General features: G+C 55.4%; 3 protein-coding genes, 1 tRNA gene and 2 rRNA genes (1 of these 6 only partly in view). 3 read left to right on the top strand and 3 right to left on the bottom strand.

Translation table 11 applies throughout. The features are described from left to right. The 3 genes from ONZ54_RS20845 to ONZ54_RS20835 all read left to right on the top strand — a co-directional run. A 23S ribosomal RNA gene (locus tag ONZ54_RS20845) occupies positions 1-2,519 on the top strand (it extends 370 nt beyond the left edge of the window). A 121-nt stretch (positions 2,520-2,640) separates the two neighbouring features. Further along, a 5S ribosomal RNA gene (gene rrf, locus ONZ54_RS20840) occupies positions 2,641-2,755 on the top strand. A 97-nt stretch (positions 2,756-2,852) separates the two neighbouring features. Further along, positions 2,853-2,929, top strand: a tRNA-Asp gene (locus ONZ54_RS20835). Positions 2,930-4,249: 1,320 nt separating this feature from the next. Here ONZ54_RS20835 and ONZ54_RS20830 read toward each other — a convergent pair. From ONZ54_RS20830 to kefC, 3 genes are all read right to left on the bottom strand, one after another. Next, positions 4,250-5,236 (bottom strand): helix-turn-helix transcriptional regulator, encoded by a 987-nt coding sequence (locus tag ONZ54_RS20830; protein WP_058394739.1) that lies wholly within the window; start codon positions 5,234-5,236, stop codon positions 4,250-4,252. A 296-nt stretch (positions 5,237-5,532) separates the two neighbouring features. After that, positions 5,533-5,919, bottom strand: coding sequence for a SirB2 family protein (locus ONZ54_RS20825; protein ID WP_059168914.1), 387 nt, complete (start codon positions 5,917-5,919; stop codon positions 5,533-5,535). Continuing rightward, entirely contained in the window at positions 5,916-7,772 is a 1,857-nt protein-coding gene (gene kefC / locus ONZ54_RS20820; RefSeq protein ID WP_021140154.1) for a glutathione-regulated potassium-efflux system protein KefC, read from the bottom strand. Before kefC ends, ONZ54_RS20825 begins: the two co-directional genes overlap by 4 nt. Between the last annotated feature and the right edge of the window lie 13 nt (positions 7,773-7,785).

The raw sequence follows: 7,785 nt of genomic DNA, 5'->3' as shown, positions 1-7,785 counted from the left end.
CGGGACACGTGACATCCTGTCTGAATATGGGGGGACCATCCTCCAAGGCTAAATACTCCTGACTGACCGATAGTGAACCAGTACCGTGAGGGAAAGGCGAAAAGAACCCCTGTGAGGGGAGTGAAATAGAACCTGAAACCGTGTACGTACAAGCAGTGGGAGCCCTTCGGGGTGACTGCGTACGCTTTGTATAATGGGTCAGCGATCTACATTTTGTAGCGAGGTTAACCGTATAGGGAGCCGTAGGGAAACCGAGTCTTAACTGGGCGTCTAGTTGCAAGGTGTAGACCCGAAACCGGGTGATCTAGCCATGGGCAGGTTGAAGGTTGAGTAACATCAACTGGAGGACCGAACCCACTAACGTTGCAAAGTTAGGGGATGACCTGTGGCTGGGGGTGAAAGGCCAATCAAACTCGGAGATAGCTGGTTCTCCCCGAAAGCTATTTAGGTAGCGCCTCGGACGAATACTACTGGGGGTAGAGCACTGTTTGGACTAGGGGGTCATCCCGACTTACCAACTCCATGCAAACTCCGAATACCAGTAAGTAATATCCGGGAGACACACGGCGGGTGCTAACGTCCGTCGTGAAGAGGGAAACAACCCAGACCGCCGGCTAAGGTCCCAAAGTTCTGGTTAAGTGGGAAACGATGTGGGAAGGCTCAGACAGCTAGGATGTTGGCTTAGAAGCAGCCATCATTTAAAGAAAGCGTAATAGCTCACTAGTCGAGTCGGCCTGCGCGGAAGATGTAACGGGGCTCAAACCAGGCACCGAAGCCGCGGATTCACACTTATGTGTGAGTGGTAGGGGAGCGTTCTGTAAGTCTGCGAAGGTGTATCGAGAGGTATGCTGGAGATATCAGAAGTGCGAATGCTGACGTAAGTAACGATAAAGGGGGTGAAAAGCCTCCTCGCCGGAAGACCAAGGGTTCCTGTCCAACGTTAATCGGGGCAGGGTGAGTCGACCCCTAAGGTGAGGCCGAAAGGCGTAATCGATGGGAAGCAGGTTAATATTCCTGCACGACTTGTAATTGCGATGGGGGGACGGAGAAGGCTAGGTGGGCCAGGCGACGGTTGTCCTGGTGAAAGTGCGTAGGTGGTGTTTCTAGGCAAATCCGGAGACACAACACTGAGACACGAGACGAAGCCACTACGGTGGTGAAGCCATTGATGCCCTGCTTCCAGGAAAAGCCTCTAAGCTTCAGATTACAAGTCATCGTACCCCAAACCGACACAGGTGGTCGGGTAGAGAATACCAAGGCGCTTGAGAGAACTCGGGTGAAGGAACTAGGCAAAATAGAACCGTAACTTCGGGAGAAGGTTCGCTCTTGACAGTGAAGTCCCTTGCGGATGGAGCAGTTGGGAGTCGCAGTGACCAGATGGCTGGGACTGTTTATCAAAAACACAGCACTCTGCAAACACGAAAGTGGACGTATAGGGTGTGACACCTGCCCGGTGCCGGAAGGTTAATTGATGGGGTTAGCGCAAGCGAAGCTCTTGATCGAAGCCCCGGTAAACGGCGGCCGTAACTATAACGGTCCTAAGGTAGCGAAATTCCTTGTCGGGTAAGTTCCGACCTGCACGAATGGTGTAACCATGGCCATGCTGTCTCCACCCGAGACTCAGTGAAATCGAATTCGCCGTGAAGATGCGGTGTACCCGCGGCTAGACGGAAAGACCCCGTGAACCTTTACTACAGCTTGGCACTGAACATTGAACCTACATGTGTAGGATAGGTGGGAGGCTTTGAAGGCGTGACGCCAGTTGCGCTGGAGCCGTCCTTGAAATACCACCCTTGTATGTTTGATGTTCTAACGCAGGGCCCTGAATCGGGCTCGCGGACAGTGCCTGGTGGGTAGTTTGACTGGGGCGGTCTCCTCCCAAAGAGTAACGGAGGAGCACGAAGGTTGGCTAATCCTGGTCGGACATCAGGAGGTTAGTGCAATGGCATAAGCCAGCTTAACTGCGAGACGGACAGGTCGAGCAGGTACGAAAGTAGGTCATAGTGATCCGGTGGTTCTGAATGGAAGGGCCATCGCTCAACGGATAAAAGGTACTCCGGGGATAACAGGCTGATACCGCCCAAGAGTTCATATCGACGGCGGTGTTTGGCACCTCGATGTCGGCTCATCACATCCTGGGGCTGAAGTCGGTCCCAAGGGTATGGCTGTTCGCCATTTAAAGTGGTACGCGAGCTGGGTTCAGAACGTCGTGAGACAGTTCGGTCCCTATCTGCCGTGGGCGTTGGATGATTGAAGGGAGTTGCTCCTAGTACGAGAGGACCGGAGTGAACGAACCTCTGGTGTTCGGGTTGTCACGCCAGTGGCACTGCCCGGTAGCTAAGTTCGGAATCGATAACCGCTGAAAGCATCTAAGCGGGAAGCGAGCCCTGAGATGAGTCATCCCTGACCCCTTGAGGGTCCTAAAGGGCCGTTGGAGACCACAACGTTGATAGGTGGGGTGTGTAAGCGCGGCGACGTGTTGAGCTAACCCATACTAATTACCCGTGAGGCTTAACCATACAACACCCAAGAAGTGTTCTAAGGCTTGTAGCAAATCGAAGAACTACTACCTAATTCAGTGATAACGAAGCCAACAGGCAAATCGTTATTCACGTCAGCTTTCTCAGATTGAAGAATTTGCCTGGCGGCCATAGCGCCGTGGAACCACCTGATCCCATGCCGAACTCAGAAGTGAAACGCGGTAGCGCCGATGGTAGTGTGGCATTCGCCATGCGAGAGTAGGACACTGCCAGGCACCCAATTAAACAGTTGTGCACAGATTGCATGATTGGCCGAGAGGATGACACCTCATTGAAACGGCAGACAATTTAGCGAAAAGCTAGCCAAATAGCGGAGCGGTAGTTCAGTTGGTTAGAATACCGGCCTGTCACGCCGGGGGTCGCGGGTTCGAGTCCCGTCCGCTCCGCCAGTAAATTGAGAAGCCCAGTCGAAAGACTGGGCTTTTTTCATTTCCGAAACTGCAAAGTCAGCGGTCACCATTACCCACCTCCTCTTCCTTTCTCCACGCCGGGGCATCTTGATGTTCGCCGTTGGCTGTCTCCTTGCCACTAGCAGCCTACTCCCTACCTGCGGCCCATTGTGCTTGAGCCGGACAGCGTCCTCCCGTCTGCCCTGCCAATACATTGAGAAGCCCAGTCTAACGACTGGGCTTTTTTGTGCATTTTTGCCGAGTACAACAAGGCCCTCCTGCTTGGGCACTAGCTACGGAGTAGCTAGCTTTGAGCTTTAGTAGATTGCCATTGCATCACCAGCTGGATGGATATCTTGGCCTCGTTATGCAAGGTGGTGGCTAGGTTTAAAAGCGCTCAAGCAATGGGGAGATACGAAGTGTGATGTAAGGCCGGAGGCGTTGGTTTGCGTGAAAGAGCCAGCAGGACGCTTGAGAGGTGCACATAAAGAAAAGGGGACGGCAGTTGCCGTCCCCTCAAGTCATCTAGTCCAGTCCATGAACTGCAATGCTCCCTGCGATCCCTGACTTTATCCTGATCCTTCGGAATATCCCCTTCCCAATCCGTTGAGTTGTCCTGTGACCATCCTGGTCTGGCAATCTTTCCTGATTGCTGCACTCTCTCCATCCTGGAGGTGTCCCTTACCACATCCTGTGGTGTTCCTTGCGTCGTCCTGACAGATAACCATCCGGGCTATCTCGCTTCGTCCTGAAGCTGTCCTGCTCGCATCCGGCGAGGTCCTGTTCTTCCTGAAGAGCGGTAATCCGTACTGCTCTGCCTCATCCCGAAGTGTCCGCAACCACATCCTGTGGTGTCCTGTTCAATCCGTTTGATAACCATCCCGGTTACCTGCCTCATCCTGAGGTATCCCTGACCACGTCCTGTGGATTATTCCCTGTTTATGCGCTGTTCCTGCATCCTGCCGAGCCAGCTTCGTCCTTGTGAGACCAATATTAAGGGAAGCGCACAGAGTAACAAGGGAGCTTGGGTGATTATCGGCATGAGTCAGCTTGATTAAACCCAATCATTAACAAGATAAATCCATATTAATCATCATGTTAGTTTGTTTCATTGGAAAGCACATGGATTCAAAGATGGCTTCGCGTACGGTGCAACACAGTGGCCTCTTACAGCCACTATGGCGGATCTCTCACACGCAAAAACAGGGGGAAAACGATGGTACAAAACGGCTCAATTCAACTGGCAAGAGTTAAAAATTAGTTGAATAGATATGCTTGAAAAGAATACAAAAAGCCGAGGCTGAGCTCGGCTTTTTGGGATTAGCTAACCCGGCTGCTTGGCGTCGGGTATGCCTTGCGCAGTGACTCTGGCGCCAGCACTTCCAGGTTGCCGCTCATGTTATTGAGCCAGGTGCGAAATTCAGGGGTGTCCTGGACTTCGGTCTCCACCACCACACTGCGCTTGTCATAGCGAGTCATGCGTGGGTTGTGGCCCGGGATCTGGCCATCGACCAGGGTCGGGCAGTTTGCATCAATGCGACCGACAAAGCGGATTGGACCGCTGACGTCCTGGTAGCCCTGGTCACGGATCAGCTTCTGGATATTGAAATCCTTCGGCTGGGTTGCGCTGAAGTTGGTCAGTTCCACGCCCTTGATGTGATCGAACGGGATGCCGTATACCTTGGGATCCAGCTCGGACAAAGTACAGAGCAGGGTCGGACCATCGGCCTGATTCAGGATGCCGAGCGGATTGATGCGGTCATAGCAGAGCCATACAGTACGCTCCTTGATGACGCGCTGTATCTCGGCGCTGAATTTGCGACCACGCCAGAGGGCATCGCGGATCAGGGTGCTGCGACGGATCTCCGGGTTGCCGGCAAACGGACGCGGTGACTGATGTACACTCTCGAGCCAGCGTTCGGCCAGTTCGCTCTGGCTGTCTCGGATCACCTGGCTGGCCTTGTCGATCAGCGGATTCAATTCGGTCAGCACACTTGCCGGTAGCAGTTGGCTTGCCTGATCACTCCAGGTTTTCAGGGCCACCGCCAGCGACAACGGCATGATATTGGCGAAGTCGTTGAGGCCATGGCGCTCAAAGCACCAGCCGTGGGGTTTGCTGCGCTCATCCGAGGTGAGGTCGAACAACCCCATGCCGGACATCTCTTCCAGGTCCCGTTGCACGGTACGCAGACTGACATGGATACCTTCCTCTTCCAGTTTTACCTGAAGTTGGCTGGCGGTCAGCTTGTAAGGGCGGTGCGGGATGCAACGCGCCAAGGTCAGTTGTCGTAACAGCTTCTTACTCATGGTGCATGCCTTCACTGGTTTAGCGTTGAGTGTATCCTAGCCATGGCGTGCGACAGTCTATGTCGCAAGTTTTGCTGCGACAACTGTCGCCATTTTCATACAAACGTCATTAACTACATGATATTAAATATGATTACTGTTTTTGTGGGTGGCAATTGAGGCTTTTAATTGATGAAAAAATCGCAAATTAAAGTGCTGTCTTGCGGTTTTTAGGGAGAAGAAAAAATAGAAATCACGTTAAAGGGCAGAAGATGATGTGGAGGGAATGGCCTCCCCCCACCAGATGGACATTCTCGTCAAGCCAACCAGGACCAGGCCGACTTGGTCATGGCGGCTCCCACCATGTAACCAAACACTGCCAGTGCGGCGACACCCGCCACAAGCTTCTGGCTGCGAGCAGGCCGTTTTAACGCCATGACGCCGAGCCCTATGTAGACCACCAGGGCGATCAGCTTGGCCATCAACCAGGGTTGTTGACCCGGGCTCATCTGCAACGTGACAGCCAGCAGCACTCCGAACAGCAGCAAGAAGGTGTCGTTGACGTGGGGCGCTATCTTCAGCCAGCGCTGTTGCAGACGCGGGCTGGCATTGAGAGAGAGCATCCAGCGATAGACAAACAGCAGCAGGCTGACGATGGCGAGGGTCATGTGCAGGTGTTTGAGCAGAGGGTAATAGGCAATCATATTGCTTCCTTGTCGTTGTCGGGCAGACCGCTGTTCCAGTTGTGAGCGTGAATACGCTCTTGTCCTTCCTGATCGTCTTGCAACAGATCGGAAAGGATGTCCCTGTATTGCAGGCTCTTGTTGATATAGGTGTGTTCGTCGTCCAGGTAATTGGCCTGCTCCCGCAGCAACCAGTTGTCGTGTTGTTTGAAGGTCTGTCCCGCCCGCCAGGCCTGGTTGGCCCGAAATCCCAGCTGGGTCAGCGCTTCCACCCCCAGATCCACAGCGGAACCCAGGGTTTCCCGATGCACGCTGTCCACGCCGTGGCGCAGGATCTCGTGAGCATGGGGTCTGTCTTGGGCACGCGCCAGTATCTTAAGGTGCGGGAAGTGTTTCTTCACCATTTCAATCACCTCAAGCGAGGTGGCCGGGTCATTGATGGAGAGAACCAGCAGTTTTGCCTTGTGGGCGCCGGCGGCATGCAGCAGATCGAGCCGGCTGGCGTCGCCGTAGAACACCTGATAGCCGTACCTGCGCAGCATCTCTATCTGACTGGCGTCCTGCTCCAGTATGGTGGTGCCTATGCCGTGGCCGTGCAGCAGGCGCCCCACTATCTGGCCGAAGCGGCCGAAGCCGGCGATGATGACGGGGTGCTCCACCAATTCAGGTTGCTCGTGCTGCGGCGAATCGCTGTGGGTACGGTAATCGAACCAGGGCTGGATCACCCGATCGTTGAGGATCAGCAAGAGCGGCGTCAGCGCCATAGAGAGGGCCACCACCAGGGTGAGCAGCGATATGGTGTCGCCAGGCAGAACCTTGTTCTGGGAGGCAAACGAGAAGAGCACGAAGGCAAACTCGCCACCCTGTGCCAGCGCCAGCCCGAAGGTCCAGCGCTGGTTGGGCGAGATACGAATGACAAAGCCGAGCGCCATCAGCACCAGCCATTTCAATGCCATCAGGCCGATCACCAGCGCCGGGATGAGAAAGGGGTGTTCGGCAAACAGGCTGAAGTTGATTCCGGCGCCCACCGACATGAAGAAGAGGCCGAGCAGCAAGCCCTTGAACGGCTCTATGTCCGCCTCCAGCTCGTGGCGATATTCGCTGTCGGCCAGCACCACGCCGGCGAGGAAGGAGCCAAGGGCAGGGGAGAGCCCCACCGACTCCATCAGCACTGCGATGGCGATCACCAGCAGCAGGGCGGCGGCGACGAAGATCTCCCGCATGTGGGACTGGGCGATGGCGCGAAACACCGGCCGCATCAGGTAGTGGCCGCCCAGCACTATGCCGGAGATGGCCGCCACCACCAGCAGGCCGTGTTGCCAACCAGCCAGCTCCGCACTGCCATTGCTGGCCACCGGTGCTATGGCGAGCAACGGCAGGATCGCCAGTATGGGAATGACGGCAATGTCCTGAAACAACAGCACCGCAAAGGCGGATCGACCGCTCTCGCTCTGCATCAGTTTGCGCTCCTGCAGGCTCTGCAACACTATGGCTGTGGAGGAGAGCGCCAGGATGAGGCCGATGGCCAGTCCCTGCTGCCAGGGCAGTCCGATGAGATATGCCACGCCAGTCAGGGCACCTGTGGTGAGCAGCACTTGCAGGCCGCCGGTGCCGAGTATGGGCCCCTTCAGCTGCCACAAGAGGGCAGGGCGCAGCTCCAGCCCGACCAGAAACAGCATCAGCACTACCCCGAACTCGGCGAAGTGCATCACATCCTTCTGCTCCCCCACCAGCCCCAGCAGGAAGGGACCTATGATGATGCCCGCCAGCAGGTAGCCAAGCACAGAACCCAGCCCCCAGCGTTTGGCCAGCGGCACGGCGATCACCGCCGCCGAGAGGTAGATAAGCGCATCAAACAGTAATCCGTGACCCATCAGCCAGCCCTCC

The sequence above is a fragment of the Aeromonas salmonicida genome, from assembly GCF_028355655.1.
In the GTDB taxonomy this organism is placed as follows: domain Bacteria; phylum Pseudomonadota; class Gammaproteobacteria; order Enterobacterales; family Aeromonadaceae; genus Aeromonas; species Aeromonas salmonicida.
The sequence above is the reverse complement of the archived record's forward strand: the minus strand, read 5'-3'. Positions and strand labels throughout refer to the sequence as shown.